Consider the following 501-nt stretch of genomic DNA (forward strand, 5'->3'; position numbering starts at 1 on the left):
TCGCGCTGGGACACCCGGCGGAGCTGGTGACCATCACCACCGCCGGGGACCGGTCGTTGGCGCCCATCGAAGACCTCGGGGTCGGTGTGTTCACCACCGCCCTGCGCGAGGCCATGGAAGAGGGCCGTGTCGACGCCGCCGTGCACTCCCACAAGGACCTGCCCACCGCCGAGGATCCGAGGTTTGCTCTGGCGGCCATACCGGTGCGCAACGACCCGCGCGATGCGGTGGTAGCGCGCGACGGGCTGGTGCTCGCGGAGTTGCCGGCCGGTTCGCTGGTGGGCACCTCCTCGCCGCGGCGGGCCGCGCAGCTTAGAGCATTGGGTCTCGGTTTGGAAATCCGCCCCCTACGAGGCAACCTAGATACCAGGTTGAACAGGGTAAGCAGTGGTGATCTCGACGCGATCGTGGTAGCCCGGGCGGGACTGGCCCGGATCGGTCGCCTCGACGACGTCACCGAGACGCTAGAGCCGGTGCAGATGTTGCCAGCACCGGCTCAGG

At 68.9% G+C, this 501-nt stretch carries 1 protein-coding gene; it reads left to right on the forward strand.

Going from position 1 to position 501, the window contains the following annotated elements; translation table 11 throughout:
- Window positions 1-501: hydroxymethylbilane synthase (gene hemC, locus A5646_RS26380; RefSeq protein ID WP_067025403.1), on the forward strand; the 501-nt coding region annotated here is incomplete at both ends.

Source organism: Mycobacterium sp. 1245499.0 (assembly GCF_001673615.1).
GTDB lineage: Bacteria > Actinomycetota > Actinomycetes > Mycobacteriales > Mycobacteriaceae > Mycobacterium > Mycobacterium europaeum_A.